Raw genomic sequence first — 24,398 nt, forward strand, 5'->3', positions numbered from 1 at the left:
TCCCTTATTCGGCTTTGGCGCCAGACAGTTTCACCACGTCCCGCCAGCGTTTGACCTCCGCCGCGGCGAAGCTGCGAAACGCCTCCGGCGTGCCGGGCGAGGGGGTGGCGGCGAGGTTCACCAGGCGTTCGCGAACGTCGGGGCTGGCCAGGACCTTGCCCAGCTCGGCGTTGATGCGGTTCACCACGGGCCGTGGCGTGCCCGCCGGCGCCGCGAGCCCGAACCACGACTGCACGTCGAAGCCGGGGAAGCCGGATTCCGCGAGCGTGGGCACGTCGGGCAGCAGGGGGGAGCGCTGGGCGCTGGTGATCGCGATCGCGCGCAGCTTGCCGCCCCTGACGTGGGGCAGGGCCGAGGGCGTGTTGTCGAACATGGACTGCACCTGTCCACCCAGCAGGTCGTTGATGGCGGGCGCACTGCCCCGGTAGGGCACGTGCAGCATGTTGATCCTGGCGGTCATCTTGAACATCTCGCCCGAGAGGTGGATGGACGAGCCGCTGCCCGACGACGCAAAGGTGATGCCTTGGGGCGAATCCTTGGCGAACTGCAAGTAGTCGGCCACGCTCTTGATGGGCAGCTTCTCGTTGACCACGAGGATGTTGGGGATCTTGGCCATCAGGCCGATGGGCTCGAAATCCTTCAAGGGGTCGTAACCGAGCTTGTCGTACAACGAGGCGTTGATGGTGTTGGCGATAGTGAAGACATAGAGCGTGTAGCCGTCGGCGGGCGAACGCGCGACCAGCTCGGCGCCGAGGTTGCTGTTCGCACCGGCGCGGTTGTCGATGACGATCGACTGGCCCAGTTGTTCACCGAGCTTGGGGCCGACGATCCGTGCGATGACGTCCGTCGCGCCGCCGGCGGCATAACCCACGACCAGCCGGATGGGCTTGTCGGGCCAGGCCGCGTTCTGGGCGTGCAGTGGCAGCGCCGTGCCGCAGGCGAAGGCAGCGGCAAGGGACAGCATCGCGCGGCGCGACGGGAAGTGAATGCTCATGGGGTGTCTCCTGGTTTCTGGCGATGTAAGGTTCGTCGCACACCTTCCATGAGGCGTTGTTGCACACGTCGGACATGCGCCAGCGACCCGGAAATTCTTGGATATGAGCACGTCAAGCACAAACAAAAACGTCCACCGGGTGGACGTTTCAAAACCGGCACGCGCGCCCTCCGCGGTGCGTCCGGAGCGGGCCGAGGACGCCAGCAGCCGCACACTGCAGCGCGGTTTGCACCTGCTGGACGCCGTGCTGGACAGCGGCCGGGACGGGCGGCGCGTGGTCGACCTGTGCCGTGCCACGGGGCTGGAGCGCGCCACGGTTCACCGCCTGCTGGCGACACTGATCGAGTGTGGTTACGTCGCCGCGCAGGGGCGATTTCGCTACGTCGCGGGGCCGCGCCTGTCGGTGCACGTCCAACGTGCAGCGCCCTCCGATCTGGCGGCGCGCCTTCAACCCGTGCTGGCCCGGGTGAGCGCGGCCTGTGGGGACGCGGCATTTGCCATCGTGCGGGACGGTGCGGCCTCTCACTGCATCGCGCGCCACGTGGGCACCCACCCGGTTCAGGTGCTCGTCATCCAGGTCGGCACGCGCCAGCCGCTTGGTGTGGGCGCCGCGGGGCTGGCGCTGCTCGCCGCCCTGCCCAACGAGGAAGTGGCCGCGGCCATTGCGGCCAACGCTCCCGACCTGGCGCGCTACGGCGGCATGACCGCGGACCGCATGAAGATCCTGGTGCGGTCCACGCGCGAGCGCGGCTGGTCCGTCATCGGCAACCACGCCACCCGCAATGTGCTGGCGGTGGGCATGGCGGTGCTGAACCGGGATGGCGCGCCGGCGGCGGCCATCAGCGTGGCCTCGATCTCCGAACGCATGCCGCGTGAGCGCCAGCAGTTGATCGCGCGCGCGATGCGCGAGGCGCTGGCGGCGTTGTTGCCCGATGGGCTGTAGCGGTACACCGCCAGCCTTGCCCTCAGCCCGCCACCATCTCGCTCTGAAAAAGGAAGCTGTCCGAATAGAAGAACGCCGGGTCGGCGCCCCGCGCCGCCAGCGCCTTCCTGGCGTCGCCAATCATGGCGGGTGAGCCGCAGAGGTAGAACGCGCAGTCGCCGAGTTCATCGCCCAGGTCCTCGATCACCGCCTGCTGCACGTGGCCGCGCCGGCCGCTCCAGCCCTCGCCCGCGCGCGAGAGCACCGGCACGTAGTGGAACTCGTAGAGGCCTTCGCCCCAGGCGCGGATCTGCGCGTCGAGGTACAGGTCGGCCTCGGTGCGCGCGCCCCAGTAAAGGTGCACCGGCGGGCAGTCCCCGTCGCCCTTGAGCGATTCGAGCATGGCCTTGAGCGGGGCCAGACCGGTGCCGGTGGCCAGCATCACGATGGGCCGGTAGTCCTGCGGGTGCAGGCAGAAGCTGCCCAGGGGCAGCTCCACCTCCAGGGCATCGCCGGCCTGCAGTTGCGCCAGTTCACCGTCGGTGAAGCGCCCGCCGGGGATGCGGCGGATGTGGAAGTCCACGCGCGCGCCGTCCGGGGCAGAGGCCATGGAGAAGCTGCGGTGGCCGCCCTCGGGCAGCTGCACGTTCATGTACTGGCCCGGGCGGAAGCGGAAGTCTTGCTCCACCGGCAGTTCCAGGCACAGCCGCGTGACGTCGCCGCACAAGGCCTCGACGCGGTCCACGCGCGCGAGCAGGCGCTGCGGCGGCGGCCCCAGGTCGGGCTCGACGCTCAGCACGAGGTCACCGCAGGCGCGCGCCTGGCAGAGCAGGGCCTGGCCGGCGGCGGCCTCTTCCTCGCTCAGGCCCATGGGCAGTTCGTCTTCGTACCGCACCGCTCCCTCGACGACGCGCACGCGGCAGGTGCCGCAGGCGCCGTTGCGGCAGTCGTAGGCGAAGGGCACGTCCTGGCGCCGCGCCGCGCTCAGCACGGCCTCGTCGCCCTCGGCGTCGAAGCAGTGGCCGGTTTCCAGCCAGGTGATGCGGTGGGCCATGGCGACGCTCCCGAGGGGATCAGTACTTCAGGTCGGCCTTGACCTGGACCTCCAGGCCCTGATCGGCCAGCAGGTCCTTCAGGGCCTGCAGCGCGGCGACGCCGCAGGCCGTGTCCTGCTCGCCATTGCCGCCGCTCAGGCCCACGCCGCCAACGACCTCGCCATTGACCACGATGGGAAAGCCACCGACGAAGACGGCGAACTTGCCGTCGAAGCTCCACTGGATGCCGAAGGCCTCGTTGCCGGGCAGGGCGGGGCCGTTGGGCGGGGTGTTGAACAGGTGGGTGGAGCGCTTGTGGCCCGCGGCGGTGAAGGCCTTGTTCCAGGCGATCTGCGGGCCGGTCACGCGCGCGCCGTCCATGCGCTCCAGAACCAGCGGGAAGCCGCCTTCGTCGGTGATGCACACGGTTTCGGGCACGTTCAGGGCCTGGGCCTTTTCCAGGGCGGCGGCGGCCATGCGGCGCGCTTCGGGCAGTTGCAGCTTGAGGGCGGATTTCATGTCTGGGCTTTCGTTCTTTGGAGGGGGGGCGGGCGCTGCGGCGCTCACAGGCCGCGGTAGACGACCTTGGTCTGGGTGAAGAACTCCAGGCCCACGCGGCCGGACTCGCGGAAAGTGGAGGTGCTGGAGTTCTTCATGCCGCCGAAGGGCGCGTTCACCAGGTTGCCGGTGGTGGTGCGGTTGATCTTCACCGTGCCCGACTGGATCTCGTTGGCGAAGTCGTGCATGTAGCGCGGGTTGCGCGTGGCGATGGCGGCGGACAGGCCGTACTCGCTGTCGTTGGCCATGGCCATGGCCTCGGCGAAGTTGTCCGCCTCGATCACGGCGATGACCGGGCCGAAGATCTCTTCGCGCGCGATGCGCATGGTCTGCGTCACCTTGTCGAACACGGCCGGCGTCACGTAGTAGCCCTTGTCGTAGACGCCGCCGCTCAGTCGCTCGCCGCCGCAGAGCAGTCGCGCTTCCTGGCGGCCGATGTCGAGGTAGCGCAGCACGGTTTCGAGCTGCTTCTCGGTGGCCAGTGGGCCCAGGTCCATGCCGCTCTGGTGGCCGGGGCCGATCTTGAGCGTCTTCACGCGCTCGACGAGCTTGTGGGTGAAGGCCTCTTTCACGGCCTTCATCACGATCACGCGGCTGGTGCCGGTGCAGGCCTGGCCGGTGAGCGAGAAGCCGCCCTTGATGGCGAGTTCGACGGCGTGGTCCAGGTCGGCGTCTTCCATCACGATCAGCGGGTTCTTGCCGCCCAGCTCCATCTGCAGCCGCGTGGTGAGGTGCACGGTGCGGTGGATGTGCATGCCGGCCTGCGTGGAGCCGGTGAAGGAGATCGCGCGGATCGACTTGGACGTGGTGATGATGGGACCGACATCGCCGGCGCGGCCGGTGATGTAGTTGATGACGCCCTTGGGGATGCCCGCCTCGATCAGCGCCTCGACCAGGCGCAGGCCGCTCAGTGGCGCGTCCGACGAAGGCTTGAAGACGATGGTGTTGCCGGTGATCAGCGCGGGCGCGATCTTGCGCGCCGGGATGGAGGCCGGGAAGTTCCAGGGCGAGATGACGGAGACCACGCCCAGCGGCTCGCGCTGGCTGTAGACCATCAGGTTGCCGTCGTCCTGCGGGTAGGTCTCGCCGCCGAAGGTCTGGCCTTCGATGGCGTAGAAGCGGAAGGTCTGCGCCGCGCGCAGGAATTCGTCCTTGCCGAGCGCGACCGACTTGCCTTCCTCGCGGCTGAGCTCTTCGCCAAAGCGCTGCGCGTTCGCCTCCAGGTAGTCGGCGGCCTTGTTCAGCAGCTTGGCGCGCTGGCTCGGCGAGGTCTTGCGCCAGGTCTCGAAGGCGGTGGCGGCGGCGTTGACCGCGTCCTCCGCGTCCAGCGCGGAGGACGCCTGGAAGCGGCCGACGATCTCGTCGGTGTTGGCCGGGTTGCTGTTGTCGAAGGTGCGTGCGCTGCGGCACTTCACCCATTGGCCGTCGATGTGGTTCAGGAACTCCTCCACCGGCCGGCCCTGGGCGTTGATCTCGGTGAGGAAAGCTTCGACTGTCGTGCTCATGGTGCGGAGGTTCCGATGAAGGAAGAAGGCGATTGCAGGTAGTCGCCCAGGCAGCGCGCGAACGCCTGTGGGTGGGTGAGTTGCGGAAAGTGGCCCGCACCGGCCAGCACGTGGCGCCGGGCGCGCGGCGTGGCCGCGGCCAGCCGGTCCACGCCGGGCCCGAAGGCGGCGGGGCTGCGCTCGCCCTGGGTGAGCAGCACGGGCAGGGGGCTGTTGGCGAGCAGTTCGGGTGACAGCGCGAGGCGTTCGGGATCGCGCGACTGGTCGAGCCAGGTGGCGGCGTTCGCCACCCAGGTGGCGCGCAGGCGGGCGTCCATCACGTCCTCCCAGGGCTGGCCGGTGAGCGCCACCTCTTCGGCGAAGACGCGCGCGCCGCGCGCCGCGTCGCCGGCTTCGATGAGCGCGGCCGCGCGGGCCATGGCCTCGCGTGCGGCGCGCGCCAGCGGGGCGTGTTGCGCGCTCTCGCCGAGCACACCGAACAGCGGCGGCTCATGCAGGCACAGGCTGGCCAGGCGTTCGGGGTGCCGCGCGGCGTACAGCAGGGCCACACAGGCGCCATAGGAATGGCCGACCAGGTGCACCGGCCCCTGGCCGAAGGCGCCGATCACGCGGTGCAGGTCGGCCACGTCCTGGCTGATGTGGCCCTGGCCGTCGGGCACCGTGCTGCCGCCATGGCCGCGGCGGTCATGCGCCACCACGCGCCAGCGGCTGGACAGGATGGCGGTCACGGCGTCCCAGGCGCTGTGGTCGTCCCAGGAGCCGTGTACGAGGACGATGGTCTCGCCCTGGCCGGCAATGCCGACCTGCAGCTCGACCTCGTCCAGGGACAGGCGGTGGTGGTTCATGCGGGTTGACCGGGTTTGGCGGGCCGTGTCGCGGCCCGCCAAGGCCTTCAGGCTGCGTGGGCCAGTTCCGGCTGCTGCTTCAGGCCGGGCGCGACGTAGTCGTTGTAGAGCGCGGTGGTGTAGAGCAGGCGCATCTCGGCGCCGATCTCGCAGATGCGCAGGCAGCGCTTCTGCAGCTCGACCGTGTTGGCGTGCTCCAGCACGATCTGGTAGCCGCGCTCGCCGTGGATCTCGTCGGAGACGATGTGCAGGTCGAAGAACTCGACTTCCTCGTCGGTGAAGCCGTACTTCTCGCGCAGCGTGGGCGTCTGCTTGCGGTAGATGGAGGGCACCTGCGATTCCAGGCCCACCACCAGGCCGGCCACGGCCACCACGGGGTCTTCGCGCATGGCCACGGCGTAGCACCAGCTCTGCAGCGCGCGCGTGGTGGCGTTCATGTTGTCGGGATCGACGATGCGCTCGCGCGTGGTGCCGCAGGCTTCGCCGAAGCGGATCAGCAGGTCGGTGTGGCGGTCGCCGCCGATTTCCTCTTCATACATGTTGGCCAGCAGGAAGTCCTTCGCCTCGGTCATGTGGTCCGGCGTGCGGGCGTACAGGTAGCCCAGGTAGTCGGCGAAGGGGCCGACGTAGTGGTAGTGGTTCTCGGCCCAGCGCGCGAGGTGCTCGCGCGAGAGCGTCCCGCCGGCCCAGGCCAGGCTGAAGGGGGACTGGTTGGCGCTCTTGCCCTTGATGGCGTTTTCGAGGGCGCTGCGGAATTGATCTCGGCTGAGCAGTTGGGACATGTCGGGCTCCTGGTGGGGTGAAGGGGGACACCGGGATCGGGGCGGGCGTGCGTCCGATTGGCGTATACAGTATACATAGAGGTCGATTTCAAGGCCAAAACCAGTGAAAGAGGCGGGGAAATCGGTGTCCTCGTCAAAAGTATACTGTATACTTTCACGAAGATTCAAGCCTCCGCAACGCCCGACATGCCCATCGTCACCTTCCACAAGAACGGCCAGACCTACCGCGACGAGGTGGCGCCCAAGACCAATCTGGTGGTGCGCGCGGGCATCAAGGCCTACCCCTATCCGCACCTTCAGTACCAGTGCGGCATGGGCAAGTGCGCCACCTGCGCCACGCGCGTGCTGGCCGGTGCCGAGCACCTGCCCCCGCCCAACTGGAAAGAAAAGAAGCAGCTCGGCGATCGCCTGGAGCACGGCTGGCGCCTGACCTGCCAGCTCTGGATCGAGCACGACATCGAGCTTTTGCAAGAGTGATGCCGAGGACCCGCCCATGAGCACCTACGTGATCCTGACCAGCAAGCCGGGCCACTTCCGCACCGAACCGGGCGATGGCCTGGTGCCGGTCGAGGCCTGGGACTACCACTGCGACGGCCGCGTGCGGGCCCGCTTCCTGGTGGCCGAGCTGCCCGCGCCCACCCGCGTGCGCGTGATCGACGACAGCGGCCACGGCAGCGTCAATTCGGTTCCGTCCAAATTCCTCGAGTCCTTCGCGGACCTCGAATCGGCGCGCCGCGAACTGCGCGCACTGTGCAGCTACGGCAGCACGCAGGCCGAGCTTCGCCCCCGGGACCCCGCCGCCTTCAATACGCCATGACGATCAGCATCACCTTCATCAGCAATGACAACAAGCTCGTCAGCGCGCCGGACAACAGCAACCTGCTGCGCGTGTCGCTGCGCGAGAAGGGCGGCATTCCCTTCAAGTGCGGCGGTGGCCTGTGCGGCACGTGCAAATGCCGCATCGAGCAGGGCCTGGACAACACCGACGAGGTGAAGGCCAAGGAGCGCAAGCACCTCAGCGACGAGGACCTGGCCGCCGGCTACCGCATGGCCTGCCAGACCTTCGTGAAGGGCGACATCGCCGTGTCCTGGTGAGCGCCATGGACTGGCTGTCCACCGACCTCGTGCAAGGCGTGAGCGGCCTGCACTACCTGGCGGCCGGTGTGCTGGTGCTCGTCGGTGCCTGCCTGCAAGGCGTCAGCGGCCTGGGCTTCGCGATGTTCAGCGCGCCGCTGGCCGCGATGTGGTTTCCCGAACTGGTGCCGGGCCCGCTGCTGGTGCTGAGCTGTCCGCTCGCCCTGATGGGGGGCCTGCGCGACCGCGACGCGATCGAATGGCGCCTGGCCGGCACGGCCGTGGCCGGGCGGCTCGGTGGCACGGTGCTGGCCGCCGCCTGCCTGCTGCTGCTGTCGGTGCAGACGCTGTCGCTGCTGTTCGCCCTGCTCATCCTCACCGGGGTGAGCCTGAGCCTCACGGGCTGGCGCGTCATGCCCACGCGGCGCAACATGGCCATGGCCGGCGTGGCCTCGGGAATGATGGGCACCATCACCTCGGCCGGCGCGCCGCCCTTTGCGATCGCCATGCAGCACATGGGCGCGGCGCAACTGCGCGGCACCTTCGGCGCCATCTTCTTCATCGGTTCCGCGGTGTCGATCACGGTGCTCACCGTGGTCGGTCGCATGGGCGCGCACGAGTACCTGCTCAGTGCCCTGCTCATGCCCTGGATGTTCGTGGGCTTCTTCGCCTCCAACCCGATCAAGCGCTTCGTGCCCGCGCCCTTCGTGCGCAAGATGCTGCTCGGCATGGCGGCGATCGGCGCCATCGTCGTCCTGCTGCGCACCCTGTCCGCCCTCTGAGTCCTTCGAGCCCATGCAACACATCACCGACGCCCTGGTCGACGCCACCATCAGCCCCGAGGACGCGCAGGCCGCGCTCGAAGACGCCTTCGCGCGCTTCGGCCGCGGCGAGGCCGCGATGCAGGCGCGCGTGCGCACCGAGGCCGGTGGCGTGAAGCTCTCGACCCTGGGCGCCGTGGTGCCGGGGCAGGGCGTGGTGGGCGCCAAGGTCTACACCACCATCCAGGGGCAGTTCACCTTCGTGATCCTGCTGTTCGCTGCGGACGATGGCCGCGCGCTCGCGTCCTTCGACGCCGGCGCCATCACGCGCCTGCGCACGGCCGCCTGTTCGGTGATCGCGGCGCGCCACCTGGCGCGCGCCGACGCGCGCGTGATGGCCCTGTACGGTGCCGGCGTGCAGGGCCGCATGCACGCGCTGCAGATGGCGCGCGCCTTTCCCTTGCACGAGATCCGCGTGAGCGATCCCTATGCACCGCCCACGCTGGCCGAGGAACTGCAGGCCGCCTGCGGGGTGCCGGTGCGTCTGGCCGCGCCCGAGGCCGCGGTGGAGGGCGCCGACATCGTGGTCACCGCCTCGCGCTCCACCACGCCGCTGTTCCGTGGCGAACAGCTCGCGCCCGGCAGCTTCGTCGCCGCCATCGGCTCCAGCCTGCCGCACACGCGCGAGCTCGACGACGCGGCGCTGCGCCGCGCCGCGACCATCGCCGTGGAGTGGAAACCACAAAGCCTGCAGGAAGCGGGCGACCTGGTGCTGGCCGCTCCCGGCGTGCTGGACCCGTCGCGCATCGTCGAACTCGGTGAACTGGTGGCCGGCCTCAAGCCCGGTCGCCAGGACCCGCAGGCGATCACGCTCTACAAGTCGGTGGGCGTGGGTCTGGAAGACGTGGCCTTGGCCGGCTTGGTGTGGCAGCGCCTGCGCTAGGGCTCCATTTGCGCCGCGTTGTACACGTGGCGCATGGCCAGCAGCGACGCGAGTTCCGCGTCGCCCTTGATCACCGCGCGCAGGATCGCGGCGTGTTCGTCCCAGTTCTGTTGGCCGCGCGTGCGGTTGAGCGGGGCGAAGATCAGCGCGGTGCGGTCGCGCAGCGAGCGCATGAGCTCCTGCAGCACCGAGTTGGCGGCGATGCTGCCCAGCGCGTCGTGGAAGCGCTGGTTCATTTCGAGCAGCGCGGCCTGGTCGTCGCTGTCGATCATGCGCGTGCCTTCGGCCAGGATGCGCTCCATCTCGGCGATCTGCTTCGCGTCGTGGCGCTGCGCCGCGAGCTTGGCGTTGAGGCCTTCGAGCGTGGCGCGCACCTCCACGAGTTCGCGCACCTGCTCGGGCGAGAAGGCCGTGACCGAGGCGCCCCGGCGCGGCTCGATGGTGACCAGGCCCTCGGCCGCGAGCTGGCGAAGGGCCTCGCGCACCGGCATGCGCGAGACGCCGAGTTCGTCCGAGAGCCGGCTCTCCACCAGGCGCTCGCCCGGCGGGATGGTGCCGCCCATGATGCGCTCGCGCAGTGCGTCGACCACCAGCGTCGTCAGCGGCGAATGGCTTGCCCCCAGCGAGGTTTCCTTGCGTGGCAGGTTCATGGTGTGGGCGTCGCTCCGTATTGCGCGTGGCTTCGGGGCGCGGCAGCGCCGGTGCGAAGCCGGCCGATTCTATGCGAGCGACCCGCCCGGGCGGGTCGCCGCAGGCCTGGCGCCTTCCCACGGCAGGGGCTTGATTCTGCTGGCCTGTCCGTGATCTTCAAACCTTTCCCATCCCCCTCGACATGACACCTGATCTGCTCTTCTGGCTTCCGTTCTATCTCGCGCTGGGCACCGTCGGCGGCTTCGCGGCCGGCCTGCTCGGCATCGGCGGCGGCATGCTCTTCGTGCCGCTGCTCACCTGGCTGTTCGAGGCCCAGGGCTTCGCGCGCGAGAGCCTCGTGCACCTGGCGCTGGGCACCTCGCTGACGGTCATCGTGTTCACCTCCATCTCGAGCGCGCGCACGCACCACGCCAAGGGCAATGTGGACTGGTCCATCGTGCGCGGCATCGCCCCCGGCATCGTGCTGGGCGGCCTCGTTGGCGGCTGGCTGGCCAGGCAACTCAATACCACGGTGCTGGCCAGCGTGTTCGCGGTGTTCGTCAGCTACTCGGCGCTGCAGATGTTCCTGAACGCCAAGCCCAAGCCCACGCGCCAGTTGCCGGGCGCGCTGGGCTTGTTCGGCGTGGGCAGCTTCATCAGCGGCCTGTCGCAACTCGTGGGCGCGGGCGGCGGCTTCCTGTCGGTGCCCTTCATGACCTGGTGCAACGTGAACATGCACCGCGCGGTGGGCACCTCGGCCGCGCTGGGCCTGCCGATCGCGGTGATGGGCGCCCTGATGTTCTTCGTCGTGGGCCGCGGCGCGAGCGGCCTGCCGGCGGGCAGCCTGGGCTTCATCTACCTGCCAGCCTTCCTGGGCATTCTGGTGCCGGCCGTGCTGATGGCGCCGGTGGGCGCGCGCCTGGCGAGCCGTTTGCCGGTCGCCACGCTCAAGCGCGTGTTCGCGGGCTTCCTGTTCGTGCTGGCGGCAAAGATGGTGCACTCGGCGTTCCTGCATTGATGGCGCGAAAAAAAAACCGCGACCAGGGGTCGCGGTGAATGCCCTGATGCGAGGGCTCCAAAGGAAGAAATCGTCGTGTGAAGAACCGGACGGGGGGTGGATCAGACCCCCCGGGGCGCTCTGCATCAGAACAGGTGGTACATGCCCAGGCCCAGCACGCTGCCGTCCTGGTCGGCGGCGCCCGGCGTCTTGATGGTGTTGGCGCGGTAGCCGCCGTACAGCGTGGTGCGCTTGCTCAGGCTGTAGAAGGCCGCCACGCTCCAGCCGGTGCGCTTGACGTCCGGCGCGCCGGGCGCCACGGTGGTGACGAGCTTGCCGGTGTAGTTGGCGTCGCCCACGAAGCCGGTGACCGAGCCTTTCGATTCCGCGATGCCGCCCGACAGCAGCCAGCCGCCGCCCAGAGGCACGTCCGCGGCCAGGGCCCATTCCTTCGTGTCGTCGGCGCCGTAGGCCACGCGGCCGTAGCTGGCCAGCAGCTTGGCGGGGCCGAAGTCGTAGGAGCCGTTGACGCGCGTGAACTTGATCGCCGTCGCATCGCCGGTGGCCTTCTCGTTCTGGAACGCCACGCCCGCGAACACCGGGCCGCCGACGTACTTCACGTGCACGCTGCTGATCGAGCCCGCGCCGGTGGTGGCGGTCTTGTTCTCGCCCGTGCCGTAGCTCACCACGCCGCTGAAGCCGCCGAAGTTGGGCGTGGCGTAGTAGACGCCGTTGTTCGGCGCGTCGCGGTACGAGGTGCTCAGCCAGGCGCCCTGGTTGGGCGCCAGCACGGAGTTCTTGGCCGCCAGCGCCGTGCCGCTGATGTCGTCGAAGGCGCTCCAGGCCTTGCCGAAGCGCAGGTCGCCAAAACCGCCGGACAGGCCGACCCAGGACTGGCGCGTGAACGACAGGCCGGGCGCCCCGCCGTTGTCCATGGCGAAGCCCGATTCGAGCTGGAAGTTGGCCTTGTAGCCGCCGCCGAGGTCTTCGCTGCCCTTGAAGCCGAAGCGGCTTTCGTAGACGCCGCTGCTGTCGAGCTTGCTCATGCGCAGGCCCGTGGCGGGGTTCTTCTGGCTCGAGAGGTACATGTCCGCCAGGCCGTAGAGCGTGACGCTGGATTGCGCCATGACCGCGCCGGTGGACAGGGTGGCGCAGGCGAGCAGGATGCTTTTTTTCATATGGGTGGGGAGGTGAGGGGAGTGGTGGGGAGGGAGATTCAGAACAGCGCCACCGCGAGCGCGGTGGAGGCGGCCAGGCCGATGAGCACGGGCAGCGCGAGCACGCGCACCAGCTCGGTCACCGAAACGCGCGCGAAACCGGCCACGGCGATCAGCGAGGACCAGGCGATCAGCGTGCCGCCGCCGGTCCAGATGGCGCCCATCTGACCGATCGCGGCGAGCGTGGTGGCGTCGATGTTGGAGACCGGGCCCAGGGCACCGGCGAGCGCGCCGGTCAGCGGCAGGCCGGAAAAGCCCGAGCCGTCGATGCCGGTGACCATGCCCACGATCAGCAGGCCGAAGGCCACGAACAGCGGGTTGTGCGGGATCCAGTCCTGCGCGCTGCGCACCAGATCGAACAGCAGGCTGGGGGTCTGGCCGGCGTCGCCGCCGAAGATGGCGGCCGCGGTCTCGCTGGCGCCCAGGAAGAAGAAGCCCGCGATCGGCAGCACCGAGCCCATGGCGCGGAAGGCGAACACGAAGCCTTCGGTGATGTGGTCGGCGCTGGCCTCCAGCATCTGACGCGCGCCCTTCATGGCGTAGGTGGCGCAGATCATCAGCAGCGCGGCGGCGCCGCCCACCAGCGAGGCGCCGGCCCCGCCCTTGAAGTCACCCAGCGGCACGCCGAGCTTGGGCAGCACCATCAGCACGATGACGGTGAGGAACACCAGCGGCGTGACGATGGCGAACAGCTTGGACCACTTGAAATCGTCGGCCGGCACGCTCTGCAGCTCGCGCTTGAGGTCCTGGCTGGTCACGGGCTGGTGCTCGCGGCTGGTGCCCTGGGCGATCTCGGCCTTGTGGGCCGTGCCCTCATGCTCGTGCGCGGCCAGCTCGCCCTTGACGGCGAGTTCCTGCCAGCGCTCCAGGTGCAGCGGGCTGGCCGGCTGGAACTTGCGGCGGTGGAAGAGGAAGATCAGCACCAGCGCGACCAGGCCGGTGATGAGGGACAGCGCCAGCGCACGGTCGGCGATCACCGCCGCCGCCGCGCCCGCGGCCTTGGCGCTGATGCCGGGGGCCACGCCGATCACGTAGTCGGACGACAGCGCCATGCCCTGGCCGGCCACGGCGATGGCCGCCGCGCCCACGATGGGTGGCAGGCCCGCCGCGATGGCCGCGGGCAGCAGCACCGCGCACACCAGCGGCACCGCGGGTGTGGGCCAGAAGAACAGCGAGATGAAGTAGGTGATGGCCGCCAGCAGCAGGTAGGACACCGGGCCGTTCTTCATCAGCAGGCGGAAGGGCCGCACCATCAGGATGTCGGACTTCAAGGCCTTGAGGGCGTTGAGCAGCGCCGTCATCAGCGCGATCACCAGGAAGATGTTGAACAGCTCCTTGGCGGCCACCAGGCTGGCGCTGTAGATGCTGCCCACGCCGGCCAGCGGGTTGCCGGTCCAGGCCAGGCCGACGAGGAAGGTGGCCGCGATCGAGGGCACCAGCACGTTCGCGCGGAACACCATCGTCACGATGATGCTGATCACGCCGAGCAGGTACATCCAGTGCGCCGCTGTGAGGGTTACGTTGGAATCCATGGGGTTTGTCCGTGGGTGGGTGGTGAGGTCAATGTCGGGGGCGGCAGGATCGTATACAGAATACTGTTAAGGCGAGCTCAGGGTTTTCCCATGCTGTTCACGTCTGAGAAATCCCCTTTTCGGTGCGAGAAAGCCCGCAATCGGGGCGATTCAAGGGACGGTCGGCCAGTTCTGTCGCCATTTTGGATACGGTATACATACTGCGCCGGGCCAGATGCATGCTTCGTGCCAGGCGCCGCGCAAGGGCCGCGTCGGCGTGCGCAGGTGGCGTCGGGCGGAGGCAGCGGCCAGGGAAGGAGGTATCTCTCAGCCCCGTCCGTCTGTTTGTATACTGTATTCTCTGAACAGGAGAGCCTATGCAAGACAAGCCGATGCCGCATGCCGTTCGCGGAGAGGCGGCCATGGTCGCGAGTGGCCACCCCCTGGCGGCGCGTGCCGCGGCGGACCTGTTGTCGCGCGGCGGCAGCGCGGTCGATGCGGCGATTGCGGCGGATGCGGTGATGGGCGTCGTCGAGCCCATGGCCACCGGCATTGGCGGTGACCTGCTGGCCATGCTGGTCCCGCCGGGTGCCGCTCCCCGCAGCTACAACGGCTCGGGCCGTTCACCCCTGGCGTTCGACGCGGCGCTGCTGGCGCCGCTTCCCGGCGGGCGCCTGCCCGAGCGCCACGTGCACACCCTGACCGTGCCCGGCGCCGTGCGTGGCTGGCACGACCTGCACCGCGAATACGGCCGGCTGCCGTGGCGCGACCTGTTCGCGCCCGCGATCACCGCGGCGCGCGACGGTTTCCCGGTGGGCGCGGTGGCCGCGCGCGAGTGGGCCCTGTTCGAGCCCGTGATCGCCAGCGACCCGGTGAGCGCGGCCCTCTACCGCGCGGGGGCCACGCCGCGCGCGGGTGAATCCTTCCGCAACCCCGAGTTGGCCGCCACGCTGGCCGCCATCGCCCACGACGGCCCCGACGCCTTCTACAAGGGTGCGCCCGCCGCCGCCGCCGAACAGGCCAGTCGCGCGCGCGGCGGCGTGCTGGCCGCGAGCGACTTCGCCGTCCATGAGGGCGAGTTCTGCACCCCCTTGCGCGCGCGTTTCCGTGGCCTGGAGGTGCTGGAATGCCCGCCGAACACCCACGGCCTGTCGGTGCTGCACGCCCTGCAGGCGCTGGATGCCTTGCCGCTCGACCCCGAGGACGCGCGCACGCCGCTGGACATGGTGCGCTGCATGGGTGAGGCCATGGCCCATGCCAAGCGCGTCGTCGCCGACCCGGCCGGCAACACCGTGTGCACCGTGGTGGTGGATGCGCAGGGCTTCGCCATCACGCTGATGAGCAGCGTGTTCAAGCGCTTCGGCAGCGGCATCGGCGTGCCGGGCGCGGGCTTCGCCCTGCAGAACCGCGGCTTTGGCTTCGCAGCGCCGGGCCAGCTCAATGGCGCGGCGCCGGGCAAGCGCCCGTACCACACGGTGGTGCCGGGTGCGGCGCTGCGCGATGGCGCGTTCCACGCCGGCTTTGGCGTGGTGGGCGGCGCCATGCAGCCACAAGGGCAGGTGCAGATCCTGGTGCGCCTGGCCGCCTGGGGGCAGGAGTTGCAGCAGGCCATCGCCGCGCCGCGCTGGCGCCTGGAAGGCGAGCGGGCGCTGGCGATCGAAACCGGCACGCCCGAGGCCGTGGTGCGCGCGCTGCGCGAGGCGGGCTACACGGATCCGGCGGGTCAGGGCGAACTGGGCGGGCGCAGCGACTTTGGCGGGGCGCAGGTGGTGCAACGTGCGCCGCAAGGCCACCTGCTCGGGGGCAGCGACCCGCGCAAGGACGGGGTGGCGCTGGCCTGCGAGTCCGTGCGGCGCTGAAAGCGCTTGAGGGCTTTGGGGGTGGAGGCTTCACTCACCCCTGCCCCGCGTACGCACCGCCCCCCTCCTGCAGCCGGAAGAACCCCACCACCTCCGCCAACCGCGCCGCCTGCATGCGCAGGCTCTCCGCTGCCGCCGCGCTTTCCTCCACCAGCGCGGCGTTCTGTTGCGTGGCCTGGTCGAGCTGCACGATCGCGGTGTTCACCTGGCCGATGCCCTCGGTCTGCTCGCCGGTGGCGGCGCCGATCTCCGAGATCAGGTCGGTCACGCGGCGCACCTGGCCCACGATGTCGTCCATCGCGGCGCGCGCGTCGCCCACCAGGCGCGCGCCGGACTCCACCTTGCTCACGCTGGCACCGATCAGGCCCTTGATCTCCTTGGCCGCTTCGGCGCTGCGCTGCGCGAGGTTGCGCACCTCGCCGGCCACCACCGCGAAGCCGCGGCCCTGTTCACCGGCGCGCGCCGCTTCCACGGCGGCGTTGAGCGCCAGGATGTTGGTCTGGAAGGCGATGCCATCGATGACGCCGATGATGTCGCCGATCTTCTGGCTGCTGGCCTGGATGTCCTGCATGGTCGCCACCACCTGGCCGACCACCTCACCGCCCTTCATCGCGGCGGAGCTGGCGGAGGTGGCCAGTTGCGTGGCCTGTCGCGCCGTGTCGGCGCTGTTGCGCACCGTGGCGGTCATCTGCTCCATCGACGCGGCGGTTTCCTGCAGGTTGCTGGCCTGCTGCTCGGTGCGGGTCGACAGGTCGGCGTTGCCGGTGGCGATCTGCGCGCTGCCGCTGGCGATGCCGTCGCTGCCCTGGCGCACGTCGCCGACGATGCGCACCAGGCTCTCGTTCATGGCCTTGAGCGCGACCTGCAGCTCGCCGAGCTCGTCGCGGCGCGTGACGGCGACGCTGGAGCGCAGGTCGCCCGAGGCCACGGTCTGGGCCACGCCCACCGCCTCGCGGATCGGCACCACGATGGAGCGCGTGATCAACACGGCCAGCAGCAGCGCCGCCACCACGGCCACAGCGCTGCTGACGATCATCGTGTTGCGGTTGCTGGCGTAGCCCGCTTCCGAGGCCTTCACTTCGTTCGCGGCCTGAGTGGCGGCGTAGGCCAGGTAGTCGTGGCTGGCCTTCACCAGGGCATTGAGCAGCGGGCGGCAGTCCGACGCCATGCGCTGCACGGCGCTTTCGCGATCGCCCTTGACGGCGCGGTCCAGGATGTCCAGCGCCACCGGTCCGTACTTCGCCTCCACGGCCACGAGTTCGTCGAACAGCCGACGCTCCGACGCGGTGGCGTGCTCGTCGGCGTCCAGTGCCTGGCGCAGTTGCTTGAAGCCCTCGACCACCTGGCCATGGGCTGCGACGGTGGCGTTCTTCTCGTGCTCTCGGGCGGCGGGGTCGTTCACGAGCACCAGGTTGCGCACACCGATGGCGCGCGCGTTCGCGGCGTCGAGGATGTTGTTGGCCAGCGAGACGCGGTGCGAGGCTTCACCCACGTATTGAGTGAAGGTGGCGTGCTCTTGTCTGAGCGCGCGCACCGACAGCGCGGCCACCGCGAGCACGAGAACCGCGAGCAACATGAACCCGGCCAGCAGCCGGGCCTTGACGGACAGATGATCGAGGCCCATGCATTGCCTCCCTTCCCTGATGAAATTGATGATTGGCGGCTTCACGGATCGCTTGGGATTCCGTGTCAGCCATATCGACGCACCGATGTGGGGATTTCACGTCTGGCGACGGCCGGTCACGGGCTTGTCACATTGGTTTTCACAGGCGAGGGCAAGGCCGGCGAAATGTGGACTTTCGAGGGGCGGTCCTTCCGGTCGTCGCGGCCTTAAGGAACGGGCTGGCAGGGCACCCGGAACAGTGGCGCGATGAGCGCGCCGGCGCGCCGCGTGGCCGGCGCCAGGGCCAGCGCCAACACCGCCCAGTCCAGCGGCATCTGAGCGGCGCTGCGCCAACCGACGGCGCACAACAGCAGGGCCAGCAGGGCGGCGCCCGCCAGCGCCAGGCCGGCGGCCGTGGCCCGGTGTTCCAGGCGGGCCAGGGCGCCCATCGAGCGCGCGGTCATGGCGCTCTCCGCCGCGCTTCGAGGATCAGGTTGAACGGCGTCTCGGCGGCCCGCCGCAAGTGCGCGAAGCCGGCCTGTCGGAACACCTCGGCCAGGCGCTTCTGGCCGGCCTGCGCGCCCAGCACCAGTTGCCCGCCTTCCGAGATGGCGTGCGCGCAGCAGATGGTGGTGGAGGCCGAGTAGTACAGGCGCGCCACGGTGTCGCGGTTGTCTTCAGGCCGGTCCTTCGCGTAGGGCTCGACAAGCATCACCGTGCCGTCCTCGGCCAGCACCTCGCCCGCGCGCCGCGCGGCGGCCACCGGGTCGCCCAGGTCGTGCAGGCAGTCGAAGAAACACACCAGGCCGAAGCCGCGCGCGGGCACCTGGGTGGCGCTGGCCCGTTCGAATGCGACACGGTCGGCCACGCCGGCCGCTTGGGCGTGGCGGCGCGCCTGTTCGATCGAGTCCTCGTGCACGTCGTAGCCGAAGAAGCGAGAGCGCGGAAAGGCCTGCGCCATCAGCACCGTGGAATGGCCGTGGCCACAGCCCACGTCGGCCACGTCGATGCCCTGCTGCAGGCGATCGACCACGCCGTCCAGCGCGGGCAGCCACTGCGGCACCAGGCTGGCGCGGTAGCCGTTGCGGTAGAAGGCGGCCACGCCGCAGGCCAGGCGCTGGTCGTGATCGCCCCAGGCCACGCCTTGCCCGGTGCGAAACGCTTCCAGCGTGCGCGGCTCGTCGGCCCACATCGAGGCCGGCACGTTCCAGGCCGGAGGGACGAAGACCGGGCTGCTCTCATCGGCCAGCACCAGGGCCTGCTCGGGCGCGAGTTCGTAGGTGTCGCTCAGCGCGTGGTGGTCCACGTAGCCGGCGGCCGCCTGCGAGTTCAGCCACTCGCTCACGTAGCGCGTGGCGCAGCCGGTGCGCTTGGCCAGCTCGCGCGCGCTCAGCGGCCCGGCACCGGCCATGGCCTTGTACAGGCCCAGGCGGTGGCCCAGGCTGACCATCACGCCGCCATAACCGGCGGCCAGATCGTCCATGGCGCGTTGCACGAAGCGCTCCAGGCGCGTGTTGTCGATGACGGGGGCGTCCATACGGGGTCTCCTTGTGTGCCCTGGCAGGCAGCGGGTTGGGGTGACGCCATGGTTCCCGTCCGGGCGCCCGCGCGGCAGTGGCGAACGCGCCCGAAAACGGTTCGTTCGTGCCACCGGGTCGCTGCACGTCTGTTCACCGGTCCACAATCGCGCCGCATGGACACCCCGGTTTCCCCGACACGCCCCGCCTTGCACGTGAGCCTGGTGGCGCTGCCCGAGGCGGCTGCTGCCACGCTGTTCGGCATCCATGACGTGATGAACGCCTTCGCGCTCATGGGCGGGCCGGGCACCCCACTGGGGGCCGGGGCGCCGTTCGAGATCGAGATCGTGGGTGAGCGCGCCGGCCCGCTGGACCTGGTGAGCGGCGTGCCCGTCACCATCCGGCGCGGTGTCGATCAGGTCGACAGCACCGACATCGTCATCGTGCCCTCGGTGGTGGTGCGCGGCGATGGCTGGGTGAAGGACCGTTACCCGGGCCTGGTGCGCTGGGCGCGCGCCATGCACGAGCGCGGCGCGCTGCTGTGCTCGGCGTGTTCGGGCATTTTCCTGCTGGCCGAGACGGGCCTGTTCGACGGCCGCGACGCCACTGTGCACTTCGGCTACGCGCGCAGCTTCGCCGCCACGCACCCGAAGGTGCCGATCCACCCCGAGCGCGTGCTCGTCATCTCGGGCCAGCGCGAGGAACTCATCTCCAGCGGCGCGTCCACCACCTGGCACGACATGGTGCTGTACCTCATCGCGCGCCACGCGGGCGCCACCGCCGCGCAGGAGGTGGCGCGCCTGTTCGCGCTGCAGTGGCACCAGGACGGGCTCACGCCCTTCATGGTGTTCGAGGGCCGCAGCGACCACGGCGACGCCGAGATCGAGCAGGCGCAGCAATGGCTGGCGCATCACTTCTCGGTGGCCAGCCCGGTGGAAGAGATGATCAAGCGCTCGCGCCTGGCGGAGCGCACCTTCAAGCGCCGCTTCAGCGCGGCCACCGGTCTGGCGCCGATCGAGTACGTGCAGCGCCTGCGCGTGGAAGACGCCAAGCGGCGCCTGGAGCGCACGGATGCCCCGGTCGACGAGATCAGCTGGCGCGTGGGATACGAGGACGCCGCCTTTTTCCGCCGCCTGTTCCGCCGCACCACCGGCATGAGTCCGGGCGCCTATCGCAAACGCTTCCAGGTGCCGGCGTTCGCGCGGCCTTGAAGCCGCCACGGCCCTGTGCCCGCCCCTGACACGCCAACCAAGCGGCTCAAACCCCGCCGCACGCCGCCCGGTACCGCGGCTCGTTGTCCAGCACGTGCTCGCGCAACAGCGCGCCCGCCGCCTCGACGTCGCCGTCGCCCACCGCGTCCACCAGCACCTGGTGGCTCTTCACCGCGTTGTCGATGGGCGAGCGGTGGCGCAGCGCGGTGAGTTGTGAGCGCAGCACCTCGTAACCAGCGCGCACGTAGGGGCTGGGGCAGTGCTCGAAGAACTGCCAGTGGAAGGCCATGTCGATGCGCGCGAGCGCCGGCAGGTCGCGCGCGGCCTCGGCGGCCTTCATCTCCTTCACGCACTGCTTCATGCCTTTGAGCAGGCCCGCGCGGTTGGCCGCCATGGCCTCGCGCAAGGCCTCGGTCTCCACCAGCGCGCGGAAGCGGCAGAGCTGGTCCACCTCCTCGGGCGTGAGGCGAAAGACGAAGGTGCCGCGCTGTGGGTGGATCTGCACCAGACCCTGCGACTGCAGGCGCACCAGGGCCTCACGCACGGGCGTCTTGCTCACCCCCATCAGGGCCGCGAGCTGCGCTTCCGAGACCTGCTCGCCCAGCTTCAGGTCGCCGGTGACGATGGCCTCGCGGATGCGCTCGCCCACCACGTCGGTGAGCAGGCGGGGGCGCTCGAGCTCGAGTTGTCGGGTCATGGGGGGTTTCGGATCGTGAAGCCGCAGTGTAAGGGGTTTCCCTCAATCCTATATCTGAGATATCAGATACGATCCCGGGCAAAACCCTGATACCAGCACCGGAGACAGCCCACCCATGGCGTTCAGCGAATCACCGGCCCGCCCCTCGCTGGCGGGCCGCCTGGAGCACGGCTTCGTGCGCCTCAACCAGGCCCTCATCGTTCTGCTCATGGCCTCCATGGCGGTCCTCGTGTTCGCCAACGTGGTGATGCGCTACGTGTTCAACCAGTCGATCTTCTGGGTCGAGGAATTCACCCAGATCCAGATGATCTGGGTGGCCTACCTGGGCGCCGGCCTGGCCCTGCGCGAAGGCCGTCACGTGGCGGTGGACATGCTGCAGGACCTGCTGCCCACGCCGCTGCGCCACGCCATCCGCTGGTGCATCGCCATCGCGATGGCGCTGTTCCTGCTGGCCCTGGTGGTGCTGGGCGTGCAGATCGCCGAGTTCACCTGGAGCCAGGAGACCCCGGCCATGGGCCTGCCTGCAGGCCTTCCCTACCTCGGCATTCCCTTGGGCGCGGCGGCCATGCTGCTGCACCTGCTGCTGTTCTGGCGCCAGTTCATCGCGCGCGAGTTCGTGCAGACGGAAGACCTGGACGACCACGACGGCGAAGGGGCGCATGCATGAGCGCCGTCCTCTTCATCGTCTTCGTCGTCGGCCTCGCCATCGGCGTGCCCATCGCCCTGGCCATGGGTGGCGCGGGCCTGCTGGCCCTGGCCATCGACGGCAACCTGTCCCTGCTGTCGGTGCCGCAGCGCTTCTTCGACGGCATCAACAGCTTCCCGCTGATGGCCGTGCCTTTCTTCATCCTCGCGGCCGACCTGATGACGGCCAGCGGCATCACCACCGCGCTGCTGCGCTTCGCAGGCGCCATGGTGGGCCACGTGCGCGGCGGCATGGGCCACGTCAACGTGGTCACCTCGGTCATGTTCGCGGGCATCAGCGGCTCGGCCCTGGCCGACGCGGCCGGCCCCGGCGCCATCGAGACCCGCATGATGGCGCGCAGCGGCTACGACAAGGCCTACTCGGCCGCGCTGTCGGCCGCCACCTCGGTCATCGGTCCCATCATCCCGCCGTCCATCGTGATGGTGATCTACGCCCTCACCGACAGCCGCGTCACCGTGGCCGGCCTGTTCCTGGCCGGCGTGGTGCCGGGCCTGCTGATGGGCCTGGCGCTGATGGCCATGAACCACTACCTGTCGCTCAAGCGCGGCTATGGCACCGTGGGCACCGCGCCCTCGTGGGGCGTGCGCCTGCGCGCGCTGTGGAAAGCCACGCCGGTGCTGCTGATGCCGGCCATCATCATCGCGGGCATCCTCACCGGCCTGTTCACGCCCACCGAGGCCTCGGCCGTGGCGGTGTTCTACGCGCTCTTCATCGGCTTGTTCGTCACGCGCACGCTCAACACGCGGCTCATCGGCAAGGTGCTGCTGCAAAGCGGCCTGGTCACCTCGGCGGCGCTCATCATCGTGTCCATGGCCTCGCTGTTCGCCTGGCTGCTCACGCTGCTGCAGATCCCGCAGGCCATCGGCGCGGCCATCGGCGGCATGACGACGGACCCGGTGGCCATCATGCTGATCGTGATGGTCTTCGTGCTGATCTGTGGCCTGTTCATCGACACGCTGCCGGCCGTGATCATCCTGGTGCCCGTGCTGGCGCCGCTGTCGGAGCAGTTCGGCATCCACCCCTTGCACTTCGCCATGGCCATCGTGCTCAACCTCACCATCGGCCTGGCCACGCCACCGGTGGGCGGGGTGCTGTTCGTGATGAGCTCGGTGGCGCGGCTGCGCCTGGAAGAACTCACGCGCGCCATCCTGCCGCTGCTCGCCGCCTTGTTGGTGGTGCTGCTGGCGGTGGTGCTCATCCCCTCGCTCAGCACCTTCGTGCCCGGCCTGTTCGGCTACGCGCGCTGAGCGCCTTCCCTTCCGTTCCCAACCACAAGGAGACACCTGCCATGAAGTTCAAGACCCTCGTCGCTGTGATGGGCCTGGCCCTCGCGCTGCCCTTGGCCGCGCACGCGCAGAAGACGCTGAAGTACGCGCACTTCCAGCCCGCCAAGGACGACCAGCCCAAGCATGTGGCCGCGCTCGCCTTCAAGGAGCACGTGGAGAAGGCCACCAACGGCTCCATCAAGGTCGAGATCTTCCCGGCCGGCCAGTTCGGCAAGGACCAGCCCACCATGGAGGCCCTGCGCCTGGGCACGCTGGAGATGGCCGTCGCCCACGACGGCGCCATCGGCACCGTGCACAAGCCCATCGGCGTGCTGGGCATTCCCTTCCTCTACGACAACCACGAACACGCCTGGCGCGTGTACGACTCCGAGTGGCTCAAGGGCTTCTCGGACGACATGATCAAGAAGACCGGCATCCGCGCGCTGGGCTTCGCCGACAACGGCGTGCGCCACTTCACCAACAGCCTGCGCCCGATCCAGACGCCGGCCGACATGAAGGGCATGAAGATCCGCATCCAGCCCTCGCCGGTGTTCAAGGCCCTGGTCGAATCGCTGGGCGCATCTGCTTCGGCCATTCCCTGGGGCGAACTGCCCACCGCGCTGCAGCAGAAGGTGGTGGACGGCCAGGAGAACGGCGTGACCAACATCCTGGCCGCCAGCCTCTACCAGCACCAGAAGTACGCCACGCTGGACGGCCACGTCTGGTCCGTGCACGGCTACCTCGTCAGCGACCGCTTCTACACCCGCTTGACGGACGTCGAGAAGAAGGCCGTGAACGAGGGCGTGCAGAAGGCCATGGCCATCCACCGCAAGATGACGGCCGAGCAGGACAACAACGCCAAGAAGATCCTCGAAGGCGTGGGCATGCAGGTGTATGTGCCCACCGCCGCGCAGATCGCCGAGTTCCGCAAGCTGGCCCAGCCGCCGGTGCGCCAATGGGCCGAAGGCGAGATCGGCAAGAACGACGTGGATGCGCTGTTCAAGGCCGTGGAGGCGACGCGCAAGTGAGCGACGAACAACAGGGAGGCGGGCTCGCGCGGCTCGTCGTCGCGCTCGACGACGGCTACGCGAGCTACGACCAGGAAGAGGCGGTGCTGGCCGCCGAGGGCGCGCGCTTCGCGCTGCGCCCTTGCAAGCGCGACCCGAAACGCGCGCTGGAAGCCGCGCGCGAGGCCGACGTGGTGCTGGTGCGCGAATCGCCCCTGCGGCGCGAGGTGATCGAAGGTCTCACGAAATGCAAGGCCATCGTCCGCTACGGCATCGGCGTGGACAACATCGACCAGGTGGCGGCGAGCGAGCGCCGCATCATGGTGGCCAACGTGCCCGACTACGGCACCGACGAGGTGAGCTCGCAGGCCGTGGCGCTGGCGCTGGCGGTGTCGCGCCGCCTGTGGCTGCACGACCGCGAGGTGCGCGAGGGCCGCTGGTCCACCGGCGTGTTGCAGCCCATGTTCCGCCTGCGCGGGCGCACCCTGGGCCTGGTGGGCTTCGGGCGCATCGCCCGCATGACGCTGGAGAAGTTCGCCGGCTTCGGCTTCGCCCGCGTGCTGGTGAACGACCCACGCGCCGAACTGCCCGAGGGCGTGGAGCGTGCCGACATCGACATCCTGTGCGCCGAGTCCGACGTGATCTCGCTGCACGCCCCCTTCAACGAACAGACGCGCCACCTCATCAACGCCGAGCGCATCGCGCGCATGAAGCCCACGGCGATCCTGGTGAACACCGCGCGCGGCGGCCTGGTGCACAC

26 protein-coding genes are annotated in these 24,398 nt (G+C 69.5%); 13 read left to right on the top strand and 13 right to left on the bottom strand.

The features are described 5' to 3' along the window. Window positions 1-4 precede the first annotated feature (4 nt). The gene (locus tag VLG41_RS10480) at window positions 5-994 is read right to left on the bottom strand and encodes a tripartite tricarboxylate transporter substrate binding protein (protein WP_325349339.1); all 990 of its coding nucleotides are present in this window, start codon (window positions 992-994) and stop codon (window positions 5-7) included. A gap of 103 nt (window positions 995-1,097) precedes the next feature. Between VLG41_RS10480 and VLG41_RS10485 the strand changes: the two genes are divergently transcribed. Beyond that, the gene (locus VLG41_RS10485) at window positions 1,098-1,937 is read left to right on the top strand and encodes an IclR family transcriptional regulator (RefSeq protein ID WP_325349340.1); all 840 of its coding nucleotides are present in this window, start codon (window positions 1,098-1,100) and stop codon (window positions 1,935-1,937) included. Window positions 1,938-1,959: 22 nt separating this feature from the next. Here the strand turns inward: VLG41_RS10485 and VLG41_RS10490 are convergent, their stop codons facing one another. The 5 genes from VLG41_RS10490 to VLG41_RS10510 are packed head-to-tail and all read right to left on the bottom strand — an operon-like array spanning window position 1,960 to window position 6,640. Then, window positions 1,960-2,970, bottom strand: a complete 1,011-nt coding sequence (locus VLG41_RS10490; protein ID WP_325349341.1) for a 2Fe-2S iron-sulfur cluster-binding protein — start codon at window positions 2,968-2,970, stop codon at window positions 1,960-1,962. Window positions 2,971-2,989: 19 nt separating this feature from the next. Then, window positions 2,990-3,469, bottom strand: a complete 480-nt coding sequence (locus tag VLG41_RS10495; protein ID WP_325349342.1) for a heme-binding protein — start codon at window positions 3,467-3,469, stop codon at window positions 2,990-2,992. Window positions 3,470-3,513: 44 nt separating this feature from the next. Further along, the gene (locus VLG41_RS10500) at window positions 3,514-5,013 is read right to left on the bottom strand and encodes an aldehyde dehydrogenase family protein (RefSeq protein WP_325349343.1); all 1,500 of its coding nucleotides are present in this window, start codon (window positions 5,011-5,013) and stop codon (window positions 3,514-3,516) included. Beyond that, window positions 5,010-5,858 carry an alpha/beta hydrolase gene (locus VLG41_RS10505; RefSeq protein ID WP_325349344.1) on the bottom strand — a complete coding sequence of 283 codons (849 nt, stop codon included), beginning with the start codon at window positions 5,856-5,858 and terminating at the stop codon, window positions 5,010-5,012. The genes VLG41_RS10500 and VLG41_RS10505 overlap by 4 nt, the downstream gene beginning before the upstream one ends. A gap of 47 nt (window positions 5,859-5,905) precedes the next feature. Then, the gene (locus VLG41_RS10510; protein WP_325349345.1) at window positions 5,906-6,640 is read right to left on the bottom strand and encodes an iron-containing redox enzyme family protein; all 735 of its coding nucleotides are present in this window, start codon (window positions 6,638-6,640) and stop codon (window positions 5,906-5,908) included. A 186-nt stretch (window positions 6,641-6,826) separates the two neighbouring features. Between VLG41_RS10510 and VLG41_RS10515 the strand changes: the two genes are divergently transcribed. From VLG41_RS10515 to VLG41_RS10535, 5 genes are read left to right on the top strand one after another with little or no spacing between them, the layout of a single operon-like run. Next, window positions 6,827-7,117 (top strand): 2Fe-2S iron-sulfur cluster-binding protein, encoded by a 291-nt coding sequence (locus VLG41_RS10515; protein WP_325349346.1) that lies wholly within the window; start codon window positions 6,827-6,829, stop codon window positions 7,115-7,117. 16 nt (window positions 7,118-7,133) lie between these two features. After that, window positions 7,134-7,457, top strand: a complete 324-nt coding sequence (locus VLG41_RS10520) for a ferredoxin (RefSeq protein WP_325349347.1) — start codon at window positions 7,134-7,136, stop codon at window positions 7,455-7,457. After that, window positions 7,454-7,735: a 2Fe-2S iron-sulfur cluster binding domain-containing protein gene (locus VLG41_RS10525; protein ID WP_325349348.1), complete on the top strand. Its 282-nt coding sequence runs from the start codon at window positions 7,454-7,456 to the stop codon at window positions 7,733-7,735. The genes VLG41_RS10520 and VLG41_RS10525 overlap by 4 nt, the downstream gene beginning before the upstream one ends. 5 nt (window positions 7,736-7,740) lie before the next feature. Then, a complete protein-coding gene (locus tag VLG41_RS10530) occupies window positions 7,741-8,496 on the top strand; it encodes a TSUP family transporter (RefSeq protein ID WP_325349349.1) in 756 nt (251 codons plus the stop codon). Between the two features lie 13 nt (window positions 8,497-8,509). Continuing rightward, window positions 8,510-9,418 carry an ornithine cyclodeaminase family protein gene (locus VLG41_RS10535; RefSeq protein ID WP_325349350.1) on the top strand — a complete coding sequence of 303 codons (909 nt, stop codon included), beginning with the start codon at window positions 8,510-8,512 and terminating at the stop codon, window positions 9,416-9,418. Here VLG41_RS10535 and VLG41_RS10540 read toward each other — a convergent pair. Continuing rightward, window positions 9,415-10,068: a GntR family transcriptional regulator gene (locus VLG41_RS10540; protein ID WP_325349351.1), complete on the bottom strand. Its 654-nt coding sequence runs from the start codon at window positions 10,066-10,068 to the stop codon at window positions 9,415-9,417. The two genes, VLG41_RS10535 and VLG41_RS10540, sit on opposite strands and share 4 nt — an antisense overlap. A gap of 182 nt (window positions 10,069-10,250) precedes the next feature. Between VLG41_RS10540 and VLG41_RS10545 the strand changes: the two genes are divergently transcribed. Continuing rightward, the gene (locus tag VLG41_RS10545; protein WP_325349352.1) at window positions 10,251-11,066 is read left to right on the top strand and encodes a sulfite exporter TauE/SafE family protein; all 816 of its coding nucleotides are present in this window, start codon (window positions 10,251-10,253) and stop codon (window positions 11,064-11,066) included. Between the two features lie 125 nt (window positions 11,067-11,191). Here the strand turns inward: VLG41_RS10545 and VLG41_RS10550 are convergent, their stop codons facing one another. Beyond that, a complete protein-coding gene (locus tag VLG41_RS10550; protein WP_325349353.1) occupies window positions 11,192-12,223 on the bottom strand; it encodes a porin in 1,032 nt (343 codons plus the stop codon). 38 nt (window positions 12,224-12,261) lie between these two features. Continuing rightward, window positions 12,262-13,794 carry a hypothetical protein gene (locus VLG41_RS10555; RefSeq protein WP_325349354.1) on the bottom strand — a complete coding sequence of 511 codons (1,533 nt, stop codon included), beginning with the start codon at window positions 13,792-13,794 and terminating at the stop codon, window positions 12,262-12,264. A gap of 356 nt (window positions 13,795-14,150) precedes the next feature. Here VLG41_RS10555 and VLG41_RS10560 point away from each other — a divergent pair, with 356 nt between their 5' ends. Then, window positions 14,151-15,632 (top strand): gamma-glutamyltransferase family protein, encoded by a 1,482-nt coding sequence (locus tag VLG41_RS10560; RefSeq protein WP_325349355.1) that lies wholly within the window; start codon window positions 14,151-14,153, stop codon window positions 15,630-15,632. 34 nt (window positions 15,633-15,666) lie between these two features. Here the strand turns inward: VLG41_RS10560 and VLG41_RS10565 are convergent, their stop codons facing one another. From VLG41_RS10565 to VLG41_RS10575, 3 genes are all read right to left on the bottom strand, one after another. Next, window positions 15,667-17,256, bottom strand: coding sequence for a methyl-accepting chemotaxis protein (locus VLG41_RS10565; protein ID WP_325349356.1), 1,590 nt, complete (start codon window positions 17,254-17,256; stop codon window positions 15,667-15,669). 206 nt (window positions 17,257-17,462) lie between these two features. Beyond that, entirely contained in the window at window positions 17,463-17,699 is a 237-nt protein-coding gene (locus VLG41_RS10570) for a hypothetical protein (RefSeq protein ID WP_325349357.1), read from the bottom strand. Beyond that, complete coding sequence (locus tag VLG41_RS10575) at window positions 17,696-18,772, bottom strand: class I SAM-dependent methyltransferase (RefSeq protein ID WP_325349358.1); 1,077 nt, start codon at window positions 18,770-18,772, stop codon at window positions 17,696-17,698. The genes VLG41_RS10570 and VLG41_RS10575 overlap by 4 nt, the downstream gene beginning before the upstream one ends. 156 nt (window positions 18,773-18,928) lie before the next feature. On the opposite strand from VLG41_RS10575, the gene VLG41_RS10580 reads away from it, so the two are divergent. Further along, entirely contained in the window at window positions 18,929-19,963 is a 1,035-nt protein-coding gene (locus VLG41_RS10580) for a GlxA family transcriptional regulator (RefSeq protein ID WP_325349359.1), read from the top strand. 46 nt (window positions 19,964-20,009) lie between these two features. Here the strand turns inward: VLG41_RS10580 and VLG41_RS10585 are convergent, their stop codons facing one another. Continuing rightward, window positions 20,010-20,660, bottom strand: coding sequence for a GntR family transcriptional regulator (locus VLG41_RS10585; RefSeq protein ID WP_325349360.1), 651 nt, complete (start codon window positions 20,658-20,660; stop codon window positions 20,010-20,012). Window positions 20,661-20,775: 115 nt separating this feature from the next. Between VLG41_RS10585 and VLG41_RS10590 the strand changes: the two genes are divergently transcribed. From VLG41_RS10590 to VLG41_RS10605, 4 genes are all read left to right on the top strand, one after another. Continuing rightward, on the top strand, window positions 20,776-21,327 hold the full coding sequence (locus VLG41_RS10590; protein ID WP_325349361.1) for a TRAP transporter small permease: 552 nt from the start codon (window positions 20,776-20,778) through the stop codon (window positions 21,325-21,327). Next, a complete protein-coding gene (locus VLG41_RS10595; RefSeq protein ID WP_325349362.1) occupies window positions 21,324-22,613 on the top strand; it encodes a TRAP transporter large permease in 1,290 nt (429 codons plus the stop codon). Before VLG41_RS10590 ends, VLG41_RS10595 begins: the two co-directional genes overlap by 4 nt. Before the next feature lie 41 nt (window positions 22,614-22,654). Further along, entirely contained in the window at window positions 22,655-23,659 is a 1,005-nt protein-coding gene (locus VLG41_RS10600) for a DctP family TRAP transporter solute-binding subunit (protein WP_325349363.1), read from the top strand. After that, the coding region (locus tag VLG41_RS10605; RefSeq protein WP_325349364.1) for a C-terminal binding protein at window positions 23,656-24,398 on the top strand (743 nt) is incomplete at its 3' end. The genes VLG41_RS10600 and VLG41_RS10605, both read left to right, overlap by 4 nt.

Source organism: Hydrogenophaga sp. (assembly GCF_035481345.1).
GTDB lineage: Bacteria > Pseudomonadota > Gammaproteobacteria > Burkholderiales > Burkholderiaceae_C > Hydrogenophaga.

Excerpts from the sequence above, each read along its gene's own strand:
- VLG41_RS10480 (WP_325349339.1), bottom strand. The coding sequence starts at position 994 with ATGAGCATTCACTTCCCGTCGCGCCGCGCGATGCTGTCCCTTGCCGCT.
- VLG41_RS10485 (WP_325349340.1), top strand. The coding sequence starts at position 1,098 with ATGAGCACGTCAAGCACAAACAAAAACGTCCACCGGGTGGACGTTTCA.
- VLG41_RS10490 (WP_325349341.1), bottom strand. The coding sequence starts at position 2,970 with ATGGCCCACCGCATCACCTGGCTGGAAACCGGCCACTGCTTCGACGCC.
- VLG41_RS10495 (WP_325349342.1), bottom strand. The coding sequence starts at position 3,469 with ATGAAATCCGCCCTCAAGCTGCAACTGCCCGAAGCGCGCCGCATGGCC.
- VLG41_RS10500 (WP_325349343.1), bottom strand. The coding sequence starts at position 5,013 with ATGAGCACGACAGTCGAAGCTTTCCTCACCGAGATCAACGCCCAGGGC.
- VLG41_RS10505 (WP_325349344.1), bottom strand. The coding sequence starts at position 5,858 with ATGAACCACCACCGCCTGTCCCTGGACGAGGTCGAGCTGCAGGTCGGC.
- VLG41_RS10510 (WP_325349345.1), bottom strand. The coding sequence starts at position 6,640 with ATGTCCCAACTGCTCAGCCGAGATCAATTCCGCAGCGCCCTCGAAAAC.
- VLG41_RS10515 (WP_325349346.1), top strand. The coding sequence starts at position 6,827 with ATGCCCATCGTCACCTTCCACAAGAACGGCCAGACCTACCGCGACGAG.
- VLG41_RS10520 (WP_325349347.1), top strand. The coding sequence starts at position 7,134 with ATGAGCACCTACGTGATCCTGACCAGCAAGCCGGGCCACTTCCGCACC.
- VLG41_RS10525 (WP_325349348.1), top strand. The coding sequence starts at position 7,454 with ATGACGATCAGCATCACCTTCATCAGCAATGACAACAAGCTCGTCAGC.
- VLG41_RS10530 (WP_325349349.1), top strand. The coding sequence starts at position 7,741 with ATGGACTGGCTGTCCACCGACCTCGTGCAAGGCGTGAGCGGCCTGCAC.
- VLG41_RS10535 (WP_325349350.1), top strand. The coding sequence starts at position 8,510 with ATGCAACACATCACCGACGCCCTGGTCGACGCCACCATCAGCCCCGAG.
- VLG41_RS10540 (WP_325349351.1), bottom strand. The coding sequence starts at position 10,068 with ATGAACCTGCCACGCAAGGAAACCTCGCTGGGGGCAAGCCATTCGCCG.
- VLG41_RS10545 (WP_325349352.1), top strand. The coding sequence starts at position 10,251 with ATGACACCTGATCTGCTCTTCTGGCTTCCGTTCTATCTCGCGCTGGGC.
- VLG41_RS10550 (WP_325349353.1), bottom strand. The coding sequence starts at position 12,223 with ATGAAAAAAAGCATCCTGCTCGCCTGCGCCACCCTGTCCACCGGCGCG.
- VLG41_RS10555 (WP_325349354.1), bottom strand. The coding sequence starts at position 13,794 with ATGGATTCCAACGTAACCCTCACAGCGGCGCACTGGATGTACCTGCTC.
- VLG41_RS10560 (WP_325349355.1), top strand. The coding sequence starts at position 14,151 with ATGCAAGACAAGCCGATGCCGCATGCCGTTCGCGGAGAGGCGGCCATG.
- VLG41_RS10565 (WP_325349356.1), bottom strand. The coding sequence starts at position 17,256 with ATGGGCCTCGATCATCTGTCCGTCAAGGCCCGGCTGCTGGCCGGGTTC.
- VLG41_RS10570 (WP_325349357.1), bottom strand. The coding sequence starts at position 17,699 with ATGACCGCGCGCTCGATGGGCGCCCTGGCCCGCCTGGAACACCGGGCC.
- VLG41_RS10575 (WP_325349358.1), bottom strand. The coding sequence starts at position 18,772 with ATGGACGCCCCCGTCATCGACAACACGCGCCTGGAGCGCTTCGTGCAA.
- VLG41_RS10580 (WP_325349359.1), top strand. The coding sequence starts at position 18,929 with ATGGACACCCCGGTTTCCCCGACACGCCCCGCCTTGCACGTGAGCCTG.
- VLG41_RS10585 (WP_325349360.1), bottom strand. The coding sequence starts at position 20,660 with ATGACCCGACAACTCGAGCTCGAGCGCCCCCGCCTGCTCACCGACGTG.
- VLG41_RS10590 (WP_325349361.1), top strand. The coding sequence starts at position 20,776 with ATGGCGTTCAGCGAATCACCGGCCCGCCCCTCGCTGGCGGGCCGCCTG.
- VLG41_RS10595 (WP_325349362.1), top strand. The coding sequence starts at position 21,324 with ATGAGCGCCGTCCTCTTCATCGTCTTCGTCGTCGGCCTCGCCATCGGC.
- VLG41_RS10600 (WP_325349363.1), top strand. The coding sequence starts at position 22,655 with ATGAAGTTCAAGACCCTCGTCGCTGTGATGGGCCTGGCCCTCGCGCTG.